The sequence below is a fragment of the Paenibacillus sp. J2TS4 genome, assembly GCF_018403245.1.
In the GTDB taxonomy this organism is placed as follows: Bacteria; Bacillota; Bacilli; order Paenibacillales; family NBRC-103111; genus Paenibacillus_L.
In genome coordinates this window covers 141,899-159,116 of sequence record NZ_BOSH01000014.1, presented here as the reverse complement: position 1 = coordinate 159,116, position 17,218 = coordinate 141,899, and the positions used below count along the sequence as shown (strand labels likewise).

Annotated in this window: 15 protein-coding genes; 3 read left to right on the top strand and 12 right to left on the bottom strand. The window is 49.6% G+C overall.

Annotated features, from left to right (window positions below):
- Window positions 1–112: 112 nt before the first annotated feature.
- The 3 genes from KJS69_RS23945 to ftsE are packed head-to-tail and all read right to left on the bottom strand — an operon-like array spanning window position 113 to window position 2,932.
- On the bottom strand, window positions 113–1,327 hold the full coding sequence (locus KJS69_RS23945) for a murein hydrolase activator EnvC family protein (protein WP_213586320.1): 1,215 nt from the start codon (window positions 1,325–1,327) through the stop codon (window positions 113–115).
- Window positions 1,328–1,338: 11 nt separating this feature from the next.
- Entirely contained in the window at window positions 1,339–2,256 is a 918-nt protein-coding gene (gene ftsX, locus KJS69_RS23940) for a permease-like cell division protein FtsX (RefSeq protein WP_213586319.1), read from the bottom strand.
- A complete protein-coding gene (gene ftsE, locus KJS69_RS23935) occupies window positions 2,246–2,932 on the bottom strand; it encodes a cell division ATP-binding protein FtsE (protein WP_213586318.1) in 687 nt (228 codons plus the stop codon). The genes ftsX and ftsE overlap by 11 nt, the downstream gene beginning before the upstream one ends.
- Window positions 2,933–3,249: 317 nt before the next feature.
- Between ftsE and KJS69_RS23930 the strand changes: the two genes are divergently transcribed.
- The 3 genes from KJS69_RS23930 to KJS69_RS23920 all read left to right on the top strand — a co-directional run bounded on the left by KJS69_RS23930 (window position 3,250) and on the right by KJS69_RS23920 (window position 6,249).
- Window positions 3,250–4,671 carry a VanW family protein gene (locus KJS69_RS23930; RefSeq protein WP_213586317.1) on the top strand — a complete coding sequence of 474 codons (1,422 nt, stop codon included), beginning with the start codon at window positions 3,250–3,252 and terminating at the stop codon, window positions 4,669–4,671.
- 160 nt (window positions 4,672–4,831) lie between these two features.
- Entirely contained in the window at window positions 4,832–5,371 is a 540-nt protein-coding gene (locus tag KJS69_RS23925; protein WP_213586316.1) for a DUF1700 domain-containing protein, read from the top strand.
- Window positions 5,372–5,373: 2 nt separating this feature from the next.
- Entirely contained in the window at window positions 5,374–6,249 is an 876-nt protein-coding gene (locus KJS69_RS23920; protein WP_213586315.1) for a DUF4097 family beta strand repeat-containing protein, read from the top strand.
- A gap of 103 nt (window positions 6,250–6,352) precedes the next feature.
- Here the strand turns inward: KJS69_RS23920 and argH are convergent, their stop codons facing one another.
- The 9 genes from argH to prfB all read right to left on the bottom strand — a co-directional run bounded on the left by argH (window position 6,353) and on the right by prfB (window position 17,183).
- A complete protein-coding gene (gene argH, locus KJS69_RS23915) occupies window positions 6,353–7,762 on the bottom strand; it encodes an argininosuccinate lyase (protein ID WP_213586314.1) in 1,410 nt (469 codons plus the stop codon).
- A gap of 54 nt (window positions 7,763–7,816) precedes the next feature.
- Window positions 7,817–9,055, bottom strand: coding sequence for an argininosuccinate synthase (locus KJS69_RS23910; RefSeq protein WP_213586313.1), 1,239 nt, complete (start codon window positions 9,053–9,055; stop codon window positions 7,817–7,819).
- Between the two features lie 108 nt (window positions 9,056–9,163).
- A complete protein-coding gene (gene argF / locus KJS69_RS23905) occupies window positions 9,164–10,120 on the bottom strand; it encodes an ornithine carbamoyltransferase (RefSeq protein WP_213586312.1) in 957 nt (318 codons plus the stop codon).
- 23 nt (window positions 10,121–10,143) lie between these two features.
- Entirely contained in the window at window positions 10,144–11,343 is a 1,200-nt protein-coding gene (locus KJS69_RS23900) for an acetylornithine transaminase (protein WP_249730686.1), read from the bottom strand.
- On the bottom strand, window positions 11,327–12,151 hold the full coding sequence (gene argB, locus KJS69_RS23895) for an acetylglutamate kinase (protein WP_213586311.1): 825 nt from the start codon (window positions 12,149–12,151) through the stop codon (window positions 11,327–11,329). Before argB ends, KJS69_RS23900 begins: the two co-directional genes overlap by 17 nt.
- 305 nt (window positions 12,152–12,456) lie before the next feature.
- Window positions 12,457–13,686 carry a bifunctional glutamate N-acetyltransferase/amino-acid acetyltransferase ArgJ gene (gene argJ / locus KJS69_RS23890; RefSeq protein ID WP_213586310.1) on the bottom strand — a complete coding sequence of 410 codons (1,230 nt, stop codon included), beginning with the start codon at window positions 13,684–13,686 and terminating at the stop codon, window positions 12,457–12,459.
- A gap of 42 nt (window positions 13,687–13,728) precedes the next feature.
- Entirely contained in the window at window positions 13,729–14,778 is a 1,050-nt protein-coding gene (gene argC, locus KJS69_RS23885; RefSeq protein WP_213586309.1) for an N-acetyl-gamma-glutamyl-phosphate reductase, read from the bottom strand.
- A gap of 329 nt (window positions 14,779–15,107) precedes the next feature.
- Window positions 15,108–15,983: a YitT family protein gene (locus KJS69_RS23880; protein ID WP_213586308.1), complete on the bottom strand. Its 876-nt coding sequence runs from the start codon at window positions 15,981–15,983 to the stop codon at window positions 15,108–15,110.
- A gap of 74 nt (window positions 15,984–16,057) precedes the next feature.
- Window positions 16,058–17,183, bottom strand: a protein-coding gene (gene prfB, locus KJS69_RS23875) for a peptide chain release factor 2 (protein WP_213586307.1) whose coding sequence is annotated in 2 segments (ribosomal slippage) — window positions 16,058–17,110 and window positions 17,112–17,183 — 1,125 coding nt in all. Because the reading frame shifts where the segments join, the coding sequence is not laid out codon by codon here.
- Window positions 17,184–17,218 lie beyond the last annotated feature (35 nt).

The window sequence follows — 17,218 nt, the reverse complement described above, 5'->3', positions numbered from 1 at the left end:
TACCCTGACTTACCTGCTAGTATATGACAAGCATGTACGGTTTATTATTCCAATCTATTAAAAAATTTTGAAAAAGAGGACGAACGAGTGCTATTACGGCACTTTAATAATTTTATTCAACATAAGGTCTCGGGTTGACCGGCTTTTCGTTGATTCTTACTTCGAAATGAAGATGATTTCCGGTCGAGTCTCCAGTCGATCCCACTTCCGCAATTTTTTGTCCTCTCGTAACGGAGTCTCCCTCACTTACTTTAATACCGTTCTGACGAATATGTCCATACCAGGTCCACATGCCACCGCCGTGATCGACTACAACCGTATTACCATATCCTCTTACCCAGGAAGCGATCAGCACAACCCCATCATCCGCCGCTACGATTGTAGTTCCGTTAGGGGCCGCGATATCCATGCCCGCATGAAGCTTCCTCGTCTTGGCAATCGGATCTATCCGATAACCGAACTCGGAAGTGATGAGTCCGCTGTCCGGAACAGGCCAAGCCAGTTGCCCACCTGCGCGGCTCACATTGGTCGTCTTCAGCTTTGCCTCCTTAGCTTTTTGCTGCTGGATCAATTTATTTCTTTCACTATACAGCTCGGACTTTTCCTTAGCGAGAGCTACCAAGCTCTGCTCTTGTTCCTCGCTGATGCTTTCCGCTTCGTGTTCTTGTGCTGACAAGCTGGCGATAGCGACTTCTTTTTGCTTCTCTCTAACTAACAGCTGCTGCCGCACATCCTCCGCTTCCGCATATAGTCTTTCTGCTTCCTGAAGCTGAACTTCGACCTCTGCCTTCTTCTCCGCGATGAGGTCACGGTCCTTTTTGTTCGCCTCCAGCAGTCGCTTATCGTTGCCGGATATTAATTTCAATGTATTGAACCGTTCAATAAAGTCCGAGAAGCTGGTTGCGCTCAGAATGACGTCAAGATACGAGACCGTTCCGTTCTTGTACATAGCCCGAACTCTGGACTTTAACTGCTGGTCTCTTTCCTCCACTCGATCCTCTGCATCCATTAATTGCTGAGTCGTCTCTTGAAGAGCCACCGTCACGGCGTTAACCTGCTCGTTCAGATCGTTCAGCTTGGCCACCTGCTGCTCTATCTCTTCCTGCAATTCCTTCAGCGTTATAATCTCTACCCTTTTTTGCTCCGACAAGGAAGCCTTGAGCTCTTCGGCTTCTTTTCGCTTTTTGGCTGCTTCCTGCTCCTGCTTCTGAAGCTGCTCCAGCTTACGGTTGATATCGTCTATTGGGCCGGCATAACCGGTATACGGTGGAATGACCAGGCATATGGCTATGACTACGGTTGCGAGAGACAGCGATAACTTTTTCAACAGTATTCCTCCTACACTTTTAAATACTTGCGGACCGATATCAAGCTACCCCAGATTCCAATGACTAATCCTATCGAAAGCAAAAGAATGCCGACGGGATAGATAACATCAACGAGAGGCTTAAATTGAACCATAAATACGCTAATATCCGCCTGGGTCCCTTTGAGCAGCTCAAAATATCCGTAAGCCAGAATTCCAATAGGAATAGCGGAACCGATCAACCCAAGAAGCGCCCCTTCTATAAAAAATGGCCAGTTGATAAAGCTGTTGGTTGCTCCTACCAGCTTCATAATTTTAATTTCCCGGTTTCTTGCCATAATGGTCAGCTTGATCGTGTTCGAAATCAGGAACATCGCCGTCAAGGCCAGACAGGCGACCAGAACAAGACCGACGTTGCGGATAATGGAAGTCACTTTAAACAAGGTATCAACCGTGCCTTTGCCATAATTCACATCGACAATCGGTGCAGGATCTTTACCGGCGTTCAAAGCTCCAATCTTCTCCGCTACCAATCCTACTTCGCTCGGCTGCTTTACTTCTACGGTGAAGGAATCGTTCAACGGATTGTTTTCACCGTCCAGCCCATCCAAATAAGCTTCAGCGGAATCTCCCATCTTCTCCCGCAAAATCTCCAGCCCTTCCTCTTTCGAGATGAACGTATTCTTGGCCACCTCCGGCATGCCAGCAATGCTGGCTTCAATCGCTGAAATCTCTTCCGGGGTAATCTCCAGTTCCAGAAACACCCGAATCTCGACTTGCTTCTCAATCTGCTCCGTCAAATAATTTACATTAAGAGACAAAATTAGGAATAATCCCAATATAAACAAAGAAATCGAAATCGAACTGACGGAGGCAAAGGTCATCCAGCCGTTGCGGATAATATTCTTGCCGCCCTCTCTGAAATGCCGGCCAAATGTATTAATCGTCATACCCGTACTCCCCTCTCGCCTGGTCACGGGCAATTTGGCCTTGTTCGATAGCGATCACTCTTTTGCGGATGGTGTTAACTATCTCTTTGTTGTGCGTAGCCATGATGATGGTCGTTCCCCGGTAATTAATTTCCTCCAGCAAATTCATAATTCCCCAAGACGTTTCGGGATCCAGATTTCCCGTAGGCTCGTCCGCAATAATGACTGCCGGATTATTGACAATTGCGCGGGCAATCGCAATCCTCTGCTGCTCTCCGCCGGACAGCTGAGTCGGAAAGGAAGTCGTTTTATCCTTCAGCTTAACGAGCTCCAGCACTTCCATCGTTCTTTTCTTGATCAACTTCTTAGGTGCTTCTATCGCTTCCATAGCAAAGGCAATATTTTCATAAACGGTTAATTTGGGCAGCAGTCTAAAATCTTGAAAAACCACTCCGATATTGCGGCGAACATAAGGAATCTTCCTCGCCTTCAGCTTCTCCAGATTAAATCCGTTAACAAAAATCTGGCCTTTGGTAGGTCTTTCTTCCCTATATATCATCTTCATAAAAGTCGATTTACCCGCCCCTGACGGACCGACAATATAAACAAACTCGTTCGCATTTACTTTCAGGTTGATGCCTTTTATCGCGTGCGTACCGTCCGGATAGGTCTTCCAGACGTCTTGCATTTCTATCATGCTATCACATCCTGTTTGTAGTAACCCTCTAAAACTTCGACATAACTCTTTAAATTCCTTTAGAAAGGTAACAAAAAGGTAACATTTCTTCGTTTTTTTTCACATCATCGCCTTGTTTCCCGATCGGTGACGAACGATGCTGCCAGGAGAGTTGTTGAAATATATCAAGGACATCCCTCATACAATCCTTTAGAGAGGCTGCTCTAAACTCTTCTTCTCCTTTAAGTCCGAAATGTTACGAGAAAATATAGTTCATGTAAAAGTCTTGTCCCAATCCAGGCCCGTTTCTGCAAAGTGAATGAAGGGAGGTTCATCTCATGCCATGGTCAAGGAGAGCTCTATTATTTATTATTTCGGCTTTGACCGCGCTGGCTTTAATCTTTTTCTCTCTCATCGGCTATACTGCGCAAAAAAGCTTTCCGAGAGGAATGAGCCTGCACGGCTGGAAAATTGCCGGAAAGCCCTATTTTCAAGTTGCTGCCAAGCTTAAGCAAACTGCTTCGGATTTCTCCCGGATCACTATTTCCTTCACTTCCGACCGCCCCGAGGCCGTTCCCGCTTCATTGACAATGGAGCAGCTCGGTATACAAATCGACATGCAGGCTTTTTTTGATTCCCTGCAGCTGCTTCGATCCGGAAATCGCTTGGAGCAGGCCAAAAACCGCTGGACGCTCTCTGGCTCATCTTTAAAGCTTACCTTATCTTTTAATGACATTGCAATGCAAAAAATGTTGAAATCTGTATGGTCCCCGATGTATGAACAATCCCCTCAAGATGCCCGGAGAGTGATTACCAAGGACGATCAGGTTGAAATTATTCCAGAAAAAGCCGCTTTTCGCGTTGATGAGCAAGTGTTGAAAAGAACCATTCTGGAATGGTTCGACAACGAATGGAACGGATGGGTCGACAGCTCCGATCAAATATCGCTAAAGCTGCCCTTATTGGCAGAAAATCCTCAAATTAGCGCTGCCGATCTTGAGGCTCAGGGAATCGACCGCAAGCTGAGTGAATTCACTACCCTCTATTTAACAAATGAGGCAGGGCGTGTACACAACATACAATCGGCCGCTCAAATAGTGGACAACACGCTGCTTGGGCCAGAGGAACAATTTGACTATGGCCAGACGGTACGGCAAGCGGAAACTCAATTCGGGTTCAAGGAGGCTCCGGTGATTGTCAACGGACAGCTCGTGACCGGAATAGGCGGTGGAATTTGCCAAGTATCCAGCACATTGTATAACGCTGTTCTGCGAGGCGGACTCGAAATTGTGGAAAGAAGGAACCATACCTTGCCTGTCAGTTATGTCGAATTAGGTCAGGACGCCACCTACGCGGATGGCTATATCAACTTCAAATTCCGCAACAATACCGGTCATTACTTGCTGATCAAGACCCAGATGGAAGAAAATCGGCTCACCGTCAAAGTGTTCGGTCGGGCTCCGAGTCATATTACTTATGATATTGAGTCGGTTGTCGTGAAGGAAGTGGAGCCCTCCATCAAATATGTGTACAATCCTTCCCTGACTAAAGAACAGTTAATTCAGAAGGGAAAACCAGGGTACATTGTCGAAACCTACCGGATTCAATTCGAAAATGGGCAGAAAAAAGAATCCCAACTTATTTCCAAAGATACCTATGCCGCGCAGCCTGTATTAATCGCGACTCCTAACGACGCCAAAGCAGAGAACCCAAGCAAAGAATCTTCCCCCATTGTGGAAGACGGGCTCCGGGGGCGTTAATCCGCTGTGGGATAGGCTCTCTTCACCGTCCGGTTTCAGATAAGCTGAGAGCCTATTTCGCTCTCTTTTTTGTGACAAGTCATATGACTTCAGTGACTTGGCAATGTTCTCTTCTTCTTGTAACCTAGGGTTACGGATCAACGAAGAGGTGACAAAACCAATGTCGAAGGAAGCTTTCTTCCGTAATCTGGAATACAAGCTGAAAGGACTTCCAGAACAAGAACGACGGCAGATTATTCAAGTTTATGAAGATTTGTTCCAAACTGCATCCGAAAACGGCAAGGACGAAAATGAGGTAGCCTCCTATCTAGGATATGCCTCTCAGGATGATCATTCGTATGCCCGCTTCGTCCAGCATCAGCATATATCAAATCATAGTTCGGCCCAAGGGGCGAGAGCACTGATGGCCAGTGTTGCCCTAGGGCTGTTTAATTTAATTGTTGTCTTGACGCCATTTATGGTCGTTAGCGCCGTGCTGTTAGCTCTTTCCATCGTTTCCATTGCCCTTCTTGCCATGTCTATCTTTATATGGCTTCCGCCTTTTACAGAAACGTTAATGGTCCATAAGCTCTTTTTGTCCATGTCTACCTTCGGTCTTGGAATGCTGATAGGAATTGCGATGGTTTACTCGATTAAATGGTACGTTATCATAGTAAGCAAATATATTAGGATTAATGTCAATCTGATAAGGGGGGAATAGACATGAAGAGAAAAATGGTGGTTGTCGTGGTCTTATTCTCTTTAGTCTGCTTCCTGGTAGGAGCTATCGGACTGGGCTTAACCTTTGCCTGGAAGCCCACCGTCTCGGCTGAAAGCAATCATACGGATCAGGAGCGTGCGTTTGATTCTACCTCTATCCATCAGCTTGACATCTATACTGATATCGCCGATATCATTTTTGTCCCAAGCTCATCGGACCTCATTACGGTCCGCTTAAACGGCACCACCACTGATAAATATAAGCCTGAGCTTATCACCAAGCAGGAAAAAGATAAATTGACCGTGGAGGTCCGCCATCCTAAGCAGAAAGGAATTAATCTCAGTCTCCTGCAAGATTGGATATCCGAAGAGAGAGATAATCTGCTCACGAAATTGGAGGTGGAGATCCCAGACAAGATCTATGCCGATATTAAAGCCTCTTCAGACATAGGCAGCGTCAGGATAGCCGACCTGGAAGCAAACCAGCTCTACTTGAGCAGCAAAACGGGATCCGTAGAGCTAAGCCATTATTCTGGAGAGCAGTTGGAAGTTCAAACCGATATCGGACGCGTTCAATTAAGTGAGATCAAAGCGGATATGAACGTGAACAGTAGCATAGGAAAGGTGTCCGTCGATATGACTTCTGTCCTTCACCCCATAAACATTCAGACGGAAATCGGCGCCGTTCAAGTGACCGTCGAGGAGATGACCCCGATGAAGGTTGAACTGCAGACCAGTATTGGAAGCATCCGCACCGATCTCCCTGAAATGACTGTAGACCAACAAGATAAGTCGAACTATACGGCTTCCTTCGGAAGTGATGGCCCTCCGGTTAAAATCTACACCGAGATTGGAAGCATCACCGTCCGCTCTCGTTGAGAAAAACTCCTATCGGAGAACTTTGAGAATGGGAACAGCAGCTTATATAATTCTATATGTGGCAAAACAGACCTCCTGCAAGGGAGGTCTGTTCCTGTTTTCCTCATCTCTCCAAATATTGTCGGACCCAATCCGCCGTCTTCGCGGAGACCTCCTCCGCTCGGGAGATGGCTTGCGTCACTTGCCCGGAAGCCGTTCCCCCGTAAACATTACGGGCGTTGACGACCTGCTCGGGTTGAAGCACTTCATAGATCTGATCATCGAATAATTCGGAGAATTGCTTGAATTCATCCATCGACAGATCTAGCAAATATTTTTTGTTCTGAATGCAATACAGCACGGTCTTGCCGATGATTTCGTGCGCTTGTCGGAACGGAATGCCTTTGCCCACCAAGTAATCGGCAATATCCGTCGCATTGGAGAAATCCTGATTGACGGCTTGTCTCATCCGATCCCGATTGACTTTCATCGTGGAGACCATGGGGGCGAATAATTGAAGCGCGCCCTGCAATGTCTTCACGGTATCGAACATCCCTTCCTTATCTTCCTGCATGTCCTTGTTGTAGGCTAAAGGAAGTGCCTTGAGGACGGTCAATAAGCCGACTAAATTGCCGTAGACGCGGCCGGTTTTGCCTCTTACCAATTCCGCCACGTCCGGGTTTTTCTTCTGCGGCATGATGCTGCTGCCCGTACAAAAAGCGTCGTCGAGCTCAATGAAGGTAAACTCCGTGCTTGACCACATGACCATTTCTTCACACAGGCGAGACAGATGCATCATGATCAGCGAAGCGTTGGACAGAAACTCTACGATGAAATCACGATCGCTTACCGCATCCAGGCTGTTCTCATACACCCGGTCGAATCCAAGCTGTTCGGCAACGAAATGACGGTCAATCGGGAAGGTTGTACCCGCCAATGCCCCCGCTCCCAGCGGAAGGATATTAATCCTTTTATAGCTGTCCTGAAGGCGCTCAATATCGCGTTGGAACATGGAGACATAAGCCATAAGATGATGGGCGAATAAAATAGGCTGAGCTCTCTGGAGATGCGTATAGCCAGGCACAATGGTATCCAGATTGTCCTTGGCCTGCCCAATGAGAGCTTCTTGCAGCTTGTGGAGCATGTCGACAAATTCAACTACTCTTTTGCGCAGGTATAGATGCATGTCTGTTGCGACCTGATCATTCCGGCTGCGGCCCGTATGAAGCTTGCCTCCAACCGGACCGATTTCCTCAATGAGCGCTTTCTCGATGTTCATATGAATATCCTCGTCGCTAACGGAGAATTCCAGTTCCCCGCGGCGAATCCGTTCCAGAACCTTGAGCAGCCCTTCTTTAATCGTATCCGCATCTTCCGTCGGAACAATGCCGCATTGGGCCAGCATGGCGATGTGCGCCAGACTGCCTTGAATATCTTCTTCAGCCAATTCTTTATCGAACAGAATGGATGCTGTATATTCTTCGACTAGCTGATCCGTTTTTTTGGTGAACCGGCCACCCCATAATTTAGACACCTGTGCTGCTCCTTTCCATCAACAAGCGAGCCGCATCAGGCGGCCCGCTGGTTATTATTTCCGTTTATTCTGCTCTACACCCGAAGCAACCTTCAAACGCAGTGCATTCAGGCTAATAAATCCGGCGGCATCCGCCTGATTGTAAGCTTGCGTCGGATCCGCCTCCATCGTAGCGATATCCGGATTGTACAGGCTGACCGGGCTCTTCACCCCTGCAGCAATTACATTGCCCTTATACAGCTTGACGCGAACTGTTCCGGTCACATTCTTCTGGCTCTCGGTCACCAATGCCTGAAGGGCCAGCCGCTCTGGTGCAAACCAGAAGCCGTTGTAGACCAATGTGCTGTACTTCGAGATTAAAGAATCGCGCAAATGCATGACATCCCGATCCATCGTCAACGATTCCATCTGGCGATGCGCCTGGAACAGGATCGTCCCGCCCGGAGTTTCATAAACTCCCCGGCTCTTCATTCCGACAAAGCGGTTCTCGACCATATCGACCCGGCCGATCCCATGCTTGCCGCCAAGCTCGTTCAGTGTCTCCATCACTTGAAGAGGAGTCATCGCTTGCCCATTCAATCCGACGCAGTTGCCTGCTTCGAATTCCAGTTCCAAATATTCCGGAGCGTCCGGTGCATCCTCCGGGGATACGCTCAACACATACATCTCCTTGCAGGATTCGGCACTCGCGTCGAACCAAGGGTCCTCCAGCATTCCGCTTTCGAAGCTGATATGCAGCAGATTGCGATCTGTCGAATAAGGCTTGGACGCCGTCGCCTGCACGGGGATGCCATGCTTCTCGGCATAAGCGATCATCTCGGCACGGCCCGGGAACTGCTCGCGGAACGACTCCAGCCGCCACGGGGCAATCACGCCAATTTCCGGAGCAAGCGCAGCAGCCGTCAGCTCAAAGCGCACCTGGTCGTTCCCTTTGCCTGTAGCGCCGTGAGCGATAGCTGTCGCTCCTTCCGCTCTGGCGATTTCGACCATCCGCTTGGCGATCAACGGGCGAGCAATGCTGGTGCCCAGCAAGTATTGCCCTTCATACAAAGCGCCCGATTGGAACATCGGAAAGATAAAGTCGCGTGCGAATTCTTCGCGTAAATCATCGATATAAACTTTGGATGCGCCGGTTTTCAGCGCCTTTTCCTCCAGGCCGTCCAGTTCGTCTTGTTGACCGATATCCGCCGTAAATGCAATAATCTCTGCATCATAGGTTTCTTTCAACCAAGCCAAAATAACGGAGGTATCCAAGCCGCCCGAATAGGCGAGAACAATTTTGTCTTTAGCCATACTATCGTTCACCCTTCTTTCACTAGTTCCATCAAGTTTCATCCAGTTCTATCAAGCTTTCTTGGCCGAATGGCGGCGACATCGACCCCATGCGGCCATGATTATTAGCTACAGAATAGCGGCCATAATTGCTTTTTGCGCATGCAGACGGTTCTCCGCCTGATCGAATACGATCGAATGGCTTCCATCGATAATCCCTTCGCTAACCTCTTCGCCCCGGTGAGCCGGCAGACAATGCATGAATAAATAATCCGGCTTAGCGTATTTCACCAATTCTTCGTTTACCTGATAATTGCGGAACGCGACTACGCGCTCAGCCTGCTCCTCTTCAAAGCCCATGCTAGCCCATACATCGGTATAAATGACATCCGCATCGGCCACGGCTTCCTTCGGATCGGTGACGATCTGCAGCTGGGAGCCGGTTTGAGCTGCGATTTCCCGGGAAGCCTCGATCATTTCCCGATCGGGTCCATAGCCTTCCGGAGAAGCCACGGAGACATTCATCCCGAGCTTGCATCCCCCAACCATAAGCGAGTGAACCATGTTATTTCCATCACCGATGTAGGCCAGCTTGAGTCCCTTCAGACTGCCTTTTCTCTCATAAATGGTCTGATAGTCAGCAAGAGCCTGACAAGGATGGGATAGATCGGACAGTCCGTTAATAATCGGAATGGTGGCTCCTCTGGCCAGCTCGATTACCGTCCGGTGAGCAAACGTACGAATCATGATCCCGTCCAAATACCGGGAGAGAGTCTGGGCTGTATCCCAAATCGTCTCTCCACGACCGATTTGCAGGTCGTTGCGGCTCAAAAAGAGGGCATGCCCCCCCAGTTGGAACATTCCGACTTCGAAGGATACTCTTGTGCGTGTTGACGATTTTTCAAAAATCATTCCCAATGTTTTTCCTTTAAGGGGCTGATACACCTCCCCTTCCTTTTGCTTGCGCTTCAGCTCCACCGCCAAATCGATCAAATATTGAATTTCTTCCGAAGAATAATCCGCTAATCCAATAAAGTCTCTTCCTCTTAAATTCAAGCCAGTATCCTTTTGAGTCGAATTTGTCATGTCATCGCTCCTTCCAAATTTACTTACTCATTAACCGCCATCGTATGTCCTGCCAGCACCTTGCCGATCACTTCGATTCCCTCATCCAGTTCTTCATGCGTCACTAACAAGCTAGGCAGCAGGCGAATCACTTCCGGACCAGCCGACACGACCAATACTCCGTGCCCGTGAATTTCCGCTATCAGATCGGCAACCGGGCGAGTACATTCAATTCCAATCAATAAGCCCATGGCGCGGATTTCCTTAACCATAGGGTGACCTTCCAGCTTAGCCTTCAGTTTCTCCACCGCATATTGACCCATCTCAGCCGCTCTGTCGGACAGCTTGTCACCCACGATGATTTCGACGGTAGCTATTCCAGCCGCCGTAGCGATTGGCGTCCCACCGAAGGTAGATCCATGGCTTCCAGCGGTGAAAGCCTCCGTGAGTTTCTCCTTGCCCAGCATGGCCCCGATCGGAAACCCGCTGCCCAGTGCTTTTGCTAATGTTATAATGTCGGGCTCAATCCCATAATGCTCGTATGCGAATAATTTGCCTGTACGCCCCAGCCCGGTTTGAATTTCATCGACAATTAGAAGCAAGTTGTGCTCCTTGCATAATTTCGCCACTTCTTTAACAAAGGCGGGATCGGCAATCCGTACTCCGCCCTCCGCCTGTACCATCTCCAGCATAATGGCACAAGTCTTATCGTTAATATATCCAGCAAGCGCTTCGGCATCGTTAAACGGTGCATACACGAAGCCCTGAGGAAGCGGTTGGAAGCCATCCTGCACCTTCTCTTGTCCCGTAGCGGTCAGAGTCGCCAGCGTACGACCATGAAAAGACTGCTTGAATGTAATGATTTCATATCGTCCGGTCCCCAATACCTTCTGATGGTAACGGCGGGCCAGCTTGATAGCCGCTTCATTCGCCTCCGCTCCACTGTTGCAGAAGAAAACCGCATCCATACAGCTGTTATCCGTGAGCAGCCGAGCCAGCTTCTCCTGATTTGGAATATGGAACAGATTACTGACATGCCACAGGTCATCCAGCTGCTCCACGAGCTTCTCCTTCACCTTAGCCGGTGAATGGCCCAGACTGGTAACGGCCAGCCCGGTCATCAAATCCAAATAGCGGTTCCCTTGATCGTCCCACAGACGACTCCCTTCTCCTTTAACCATTGCCATCGGGTATCTGGCATACGTCGGAAATAACGAACTTTTGCTATCACTTACTTCCCCCATCGCTTGTTCCCTCCCCATTTTTGACGATTTTCGTCCCAATCGCTTCTCCTCGCACAGTCTTGCTCAACACTTCCGGTACCGATCCGTCCACGATCACCACTTCACGAACCTGGCCTTGAATGCATTGCACCGCCGCTCGGACCTTCGGAATCATCCCACCATAGATTTCCCCGGACTCGATCATCTGATCGATCTGTTCCACCGTGACAGAGGGCAATACCTCCTTCTGTCCATTGACGGTTGCCATAATCCCCGGCACATCCGTCACGACGATCATCCGGTCGACTCCGATTTGGGAAGCGACGGCTCCAGCAGCCGTATCGGCGTTAATATTAAACCGCTGACTGCCGTCCTCGCCAATTCCTATCGGAGCAATGACCGGAATGTAGCCCATGGCTGCGATCCCGCGCACCAGATCGGCATTGACGGAAGTGACATCGCCAACCCATCCGATCTCTTCGGAGTTCGCCACCGGCTCCGCTTCGATCAAATGGCCGTCCACTCCGGACAATCCAAGCGCTTTGGCACCTGATTCCTGGATTTTGCGTACGATTTCTTTATTGATCCTCCCGGCAAGAACCATCTCGACGACGTCCAGCACCTCATCACTCGTCTTGCGAAGACCATTTACAAACTCGCTCTCAATCCCCAATCGATCGAGTATCCCCGAGATTGCAGGTCCTCCGCCGTGGACGATAACCGGGATGGCGCCTTCGTCCTGAAGCTTCTTCATATCGTTAAAAAAAGAGGCCGGAAGAGCCGCCAAGGTGCTTCCTCCACATTTAATAACAAAACAATGATGACTCATAGTTAAAACCTTCTCTCTTAAATCCTTCTATCTATATAAGTGGCACTTAAGAAAGCGATCATTCCGTTCCGAAGGAAAGTGCCTCCGAAGCTTCAAACATCATACTCCTTCCCCAAAAAGTGAAGATGAGCTTCGAAGCAATTCCAGGTACTTTTCGGGGACCCCGAAACCAACAGATTCCTTCTATATAGATGGGCCTTCGGATGGTAGGAATACAAAGCCAAAACTCGCCCTGGAAGCATCTTTCTTTCTCCACTACATGATCTATATATTCTTTAGCTCATTTTATATAGATGTCCCTTCGGTCATGTCCTGTAGGCAGCGTTGATCCGCACATAATCATAAGTCAAATCGCAGCCCCATGCCGTTGCCTGAGCATGGGCCATGTTTAGATTGACGTGAATCTGCACCAGCTCGCCCTTCAAGTACTCCGCAGCTCGCTCTTCGTCAAAACGAACCGGGCGGGATTGCTCAAGCACCGAAATGTCGCCGATCCGAATATCGACCTTGTCGACATCGATGGGCTGTCCGGCCCTTCCAGCGGCGGCAATGATCCGCCCCCAGTTGGCATCTGCCCCGAAGCAAGCCGACTTGACCAGACTCGATCCAACAATCGTCTTGGCAATGGCTCGCGCTGCCTCAACGGAGACCGCTCCGTTCACCTGCACTTCCACCAGCTTGGTCGCTCCTTCTCCGTCACGGGCAATCGCCTTGGCCAAGTACTCGCTAACATGCCGGAAGCCGGCCGCGAACGCCTCCCAGTCCGGATGAGCCGGATCAAGCTTCTCCTCGCTGCCGGCCAATCCGCTCGCCATGACAACGACCATATCGTTCGTGCTAGTATCGCCGTCAACTGTAATCATGTTGAACGTCGAATCCGTAACCTCGCCCAGCAGCTTCTGCAGCACGTCAGCCTCGATGTTCGCATCCGTTGTGATGAATCCGAGCATGGTCGCCATGTTCGGATGAATCATGCCCGAGCCTTTGGCTGCTCCCGCAATATGAACCGGGCGGCCGCTGACGTTCATCTGGACGCAGATCATCTTCTGCACCAGATCCGTCGTCAGAATCGCCTGGCAGAAATCGTCGCTCCCGTCCGCTCGCAGCCGCTCGGGAAGCTGGGCGATGCCTCCGCCCAATTTATCCATCGGCAGCAATTCGCCGATTACGCCGGTGGAGGCGACGCCAACGTGGTGCTCCTCCACGCCGAACGCTTGGGCGGCCGCTGCGCGCATGGACCGGGCATCTTCCTCCCCTTGGAGGCCCGTGCACGCATTGGCATTGCCGCTGTTGACCACTACAGCTTGCAGCTTGCCTCCGGCGGCCAAGCTTTCCTTGGTCACCTTAAGCGGAGCCGCCTGAAAAGCGTTAAGCGTGTAGACCGCAGCCGCGGCTGCCGGCACCTCGCATACGATCGCTCCCAAATCGTAGCGGCTCATTTTCTTCAGCCCGCAATGAAGGCCGCCGGCACGAAATCCGGCGGGCGTCGTTATCCCGCCTTCAGGCATAACGACATATTGCTTGTTATCGCTCATTATTATTCACCTATCCCTCATCATTACGGGTATACCAGCAAATTACGGATATACCGGCGTAAACTCCAATCCTGTCGTTTCGTCCCAGCCCATCATCAAATTCAAATTCTGGATCGCCTGCCCCGCGGCTCCCTTGACCAGATTGTCGATGACGGAAATAATCGTCACCCTTCCGGTGCGATCATCTACGGAGAACCCGATATCGCAATAGTTCGAACCCCACACTTCTTTAGTGGCCGGCCATTGGCCTAAATCACGAATACGGACGAACGGGCGCCCTTTGTAGTAATTCCGGTACAATTCGATTAGTTCTTGTTCGCTCCGCTTGCCGTTTAATTGGGCGTACATCGTACAAAGAATTCCCCGCGTCATAGGCACCAGATGCGTTGTGAAGGTGGCCACCACTTCCTGTCCAGCTGCCTCACTCAACCCCTGTTCAATTTCAGGAGTATGCTGATGACGATTGACTTTATAAGCCCGGAAGTTCTCATTGATTTCCGGATAATGGAAAGATTGGTTCAATCCGCGTCCGGCACCCGAAACCCCGGATTTAGCGTCCACAATGATGGTCGATGGATCGACCCAGCCCGCCTTAACCGCCGGAATCAGCCCGAGCAAGGTAGCGGTCGGATAACAGCCAGGATTCGATATAAAATCGACGTCATGGCAATTCTCGCCATATACTTCGGCCAAACCATAAACCGCTTTAGCCAAATAATCGTCAGCCGCCGGCTTGCGCTTGTAATATTGCTCATAGGCTGCGGGCGACTTCAAGCGGAAGTCTCCCGACAAATCGATAACCTTCAACCCGGCTTCCAGCAATTGAGGCACCAGTTCTGTACTTACCCCATGCGGTGTTGCAGCAAAAACGACATCCGCCTTTTGCCGAATTAAAGGAATGTCGACGGCATCCAGATGGTCCACAATAATTTCGGTTAGATGAGGAAACCCATCGGACAAAGGAGTCCCGGCGCTCGAAGAGGAAATGACCGAAGTGATTTCCACCTTGGGATGCCTTAGCAAAAACCGAATGAGTTCAACCCCACCATATCCTGTCGCGCCGATAATCGCTGCTCTTATTGGTGTATTCATATTAAAACTCCCCCTCTTCCATGCAAACCAAGCGTAAACGGCTGCCGCCGTCTTTTAACGGTAGATTGACGTTTCGCGGTGAATTATAAGCATGATTATAAGTGTGAATCTTATAAATCCTTATAATTGGACAAAAAACTTATGTATTATTATACGTCTGAAGGTATAAAAATTCAATAAGAGATCTACCCGGAGCACAACATTTTTCAAGCCTGCCTGCAAGCTAAAAAAAAGAAACTTCGCAACCATCTTCAATCCCCTCCGAAGCTTCAATCTTTGTGCCCCCATGCGGATTCTCTATTTTATATCGATTCTTCTATTTTACATATTTATTGGTTTACTTGAAACCCTTCTCCTAAAACTTCCTTCGTATCGCTTATAATGACGAAGGCGTTAGGATCAACCGTTTTTACAATACTTTTTAACCTCGAAACCTCCGACTGATTTAACACGATCATTAAGACAACTCTTTCATCCCCTGTATATCCTCCCAGCCCGTTCAGCTTGGTCAAGCCCCGGTTCAGATCAACGAGCACAGCTTGAGAAATCGTATCCGTTTCCTTCGATATAATAAAAGCTACTTTGGAGAAATTGATGCCGGATTGGATCAAGTCGATCGTTTTGCTCGTTACATATAAACCGATTAAGGCATATAAAGCTTTCTCCGGAGAAAAGACAAGACCCGCTGTCAAAATCACTAGCCCGTCCAGCATAGCTACGGCTACGCCGAGACTGATTCCCGTATAGCGGTGAATAAGCTGGGAAGCCAAAGCCAGGCCGCCTGTTGATCCTCTGGCTTTAAATACAATCCCTAACCCGATTCCGGTTAAAATGCCGCCATATAGCGAAGCCAGCAGCACATTTTCCGTGGGGACAGGCATTCCTTCCGTCAAAAGCACAAATAGCGGGAACACGACGGTGCCCACCGCTGTTTTATAAGCAAAGTCCTTACCCAGAAATTTAACGCCGGCGGCAAACAACAACAGATTGAGCACCCATTGGATAAAAGCAGGTTTAATGCCGATCAAATGCTGGATGATCGTGGAGATACCCGTCACTCCGCCGGAAGCGATCTGGTTCGGATTGAGGAAGACATTAAAGCTGACCGCCATGATGAAAGCGCCAATGAGCAGCAGCAAATATTCCTTAATAGGCGAGGCAGCAGGAAGAATCGCCGACTTGCCTCGGTCTTTGTTAATTTTCAACGGGCCCACCTCTTTTCATAAAAACATCCTACACATTCCAGGTTCATGTGTAGGATGTTACAACCTGCCTCACTTTATGAGGACTCCCGCTTCGGCTTCGCATCGACCTGATGACGGAGGTAGGCATCGATCAAGAAGTCGATCTCTCCGTCCATAACCGCGCCGATATTGCCGGATTCCGCTTGGGTTCTATGATCCTTGACCATACTGTACGGGTGAAAAACATAAGATCGGATCTGGCTGCCCCAGCCAATTTCCCGCTGTTCGCCGCGAATTTCCGCCAGATGCTGTCTTTGCTCTTCAATTTTCTTCTCATACAGCTTGGATCGTAAAATTTTCATGGCCCGCTCCCTGTTCTTGATCTGGGAACGCTCAGTCTGGCAAGTGACGACAATCCCGCTCGGCAAGTGGGTAATGCGAACCGCGGAGTCCGTCGTATTAACGTGCTGACCCCCGGCACCGCTGGAGCGGTAAGTATCGATCTTTAATTCTTCGGGCCGAATGCCCACCTCGACGTCATCGTCGATTTCAGGCACCACGTCACACGACACGAAGGAGGTATGCCTTCTGCCGGAAGAATCGAAAGGCGATATGCGGACCAGCCGGTGCACTCCCTTTTCCGTTTTGAGGTAGCCGTAAGCATTGTGTCCCTTGATTAGCAGGGTTACGCTCTTCACTCCAGCTTCATCCCCGGGCAAATAATCAAGAACCTCAACTTTATAATCCCGCTTCTCTGACCATCGCCGATACATGCGCAGCAGCATCTCCGCCCAGTCCTGGGATTCGGTGCCGCCGGCTCCCGGGTGAAGCTCAAGAATGGCGTTCATCCGGTCGTACGGCTCGTTCAGCAGAAGCTGAAGCTCATAGCCTTGAAGCTTCTCTTCCAATTGGGCTACGCTGGCTTCCAGCTCGGAGGCCAAACTCTCATCGTCCTCTTCCTCAGCCAGCATCATCATAACTTCCAAGTCCTCGTATTCCTTGGACAGTTGCTCAAATTCGGCGACAATATCTTTCACCGCATTGAGCTCAGCAATCAGCTTCTGGGCCTTATCGTTATCGTCCCAAAAATCAGGGGCGCTCATTTTTTCTTCAAAATCGGCAATCTGCTCATGCTTGTAATCTAAGTCAAAGAGACCCCCGTAATTCAAGTAGTCGCCTTGCCATTTCCTTCAAGCTCTGTTTCCATCCGCCTTCGATCATGCTATGCACCTCTTTCACAAATTAACGATCGTAGC